1 protein-coding gene and 1 pseudogene are annotated in these 1377 nt (G+C 67.4%); both read right to left on the bottom strand.

Translation table 11 applies throughout. The annotated features are described in order from the left end of the window. Positions 1-135 precede the first annotated feature (135 nt). Positions 136-1008, bottom strand: coding sequence for an IS3 family transposase (locus ABZ070_RS37390; RefSeq protein WP_356640663.1), 873 nt, complete (start codon positions 1006-1008; stop codon positions 136-138). A gap of 17 nt (positions 1009-1025) precedes the next feature. Then, positions 1026-1304 (bottom strand): annotated as a pseudogene (locus ABZ070_RS37385) (transposase); the annotation flags it as partial. Between the last annotated feature and the right edge of the window lie 73 nt (positions 1305-1377).

Raw genomic sequence — 1377 nt, 5'->3', positions numbered from 1 at the left:
TCGAGTCGCCACTCTTAATCAGCAGTTGCGGGGCGTCCCGGAAGGCTGGTCGACGGAGTCGTGGAGAGCCCTTTGATGGGCAGGCTGCTACGAGTTGAGCTTGTTCCGCTTCGACGGACACCATCGGTGTGGTGGTCAGGCTGCGAGTGCGGTCTCGTATTCGGCGGGACTGCGATAGCCGAGGCTGCTGTGCAGACGGTGCAAGTTGTACCAGCCCTCGATGAAATCGAAGATCGCGGTGCGGGCGGCGGCCCGGCTGGGCCAGGCGGTGGTGTCGAGCAACTCACGCTTGATGGTGGCGAAGAACGACTCGGCGAGTGCGTTGTCCCAGCACTGTCCGGTGCGGCCGACCGACAGGCGCACCCCCAACTGGGCTGCCAGCGTGGAAAATTGCTGGCTGGTGTACTGACAGCCACGATCCGAGTGAAAGATCACCGGCCGGGTGGGACGGCGCTTCCGACAGGCGGCCGTGAGGGCATCGGCGACCAGATCGGTCCGCAGGTGGTCGGCCGTCGCCCAGCCGACCACGCGACGGGAGGCGATGTCGATGACGGTGGCCAGATAGAGCCAGCCCTCCTCCGTGGCGATGTAGGTGATGTCGCCGCACCAGCGGGCATCCAGGCCGGCAGGGTCGGGCTGGAAGTCCCGGACGACGAGATCGGGCCGCAGGGCAGCTCGTGGATCGGGGATCGTCGTCAGGTGCCGTCGTCTGCGATGTCGGCCCTGCAGGCCGGCAGCCCGCATCAGCCGCGCGACACGTCGGCGGCCGCATCCGGCGCCTGCCCGCTTGAGCACGGCATGGACGCGCGGGGCGCCGTAGGTTCCCCGCGATCTCGTGTGGACGTCGGCGATCTGTTCCGCCAGCTCGGCGTCACGGACCGCGCGGGGACCAGGCTTGGCGGCGCGGCGGGCGTAGAAGGCGGTGCGGGAGACCTTCAGCAGCTCACACGCTCGTTTGACGCTGTGACCTGCACGCTTCTCCGCCTCGATGAACGGGTGCACCGTCACCGGGTCTCCTTCGCGAAGAAAGCCGTGGCCCGCTTGAGGATGTCGACGTCCTCACGCAGACGGCGGTTCTCCCGCCGCAGAGCGGCCAGTTCCTCGCGTTCGCTGCTGGTCAGGCCGTCCCGCTCGCCCGCATCGACCTCGGCCTGCTTCACCCAGTCACGCACCGCGGTCTCGGTCAGATCGAAGTCCTTGGCGATCTGACCGACCGAGCGGTCACCACGTCGGCACAGCTCGACGATCTCCGCCTTGAACTCCGGCGTGAACGAGCGACGAGGGCGAGGCTTCTTCTTCCCCATGCTCTCCATGATGGACATCCTCCCGGGGCTGAACCCCTGATCTCGGATGTCCGCCAAAGCGGATCAAGCCCAG

The organism is Streptomyces sp. NPDC006283 (assembly GCF_040613325.1).
Lineage (GTDB): Bacteria > Actinomycetota > Actinomycetes > Streptomycetales > Streptomycetaceae > Streptomyces.
Note: the sequence above shows the minus strand (reverse complement) of the source record. Positions and strands in the feature narration are given on the sequence as shown.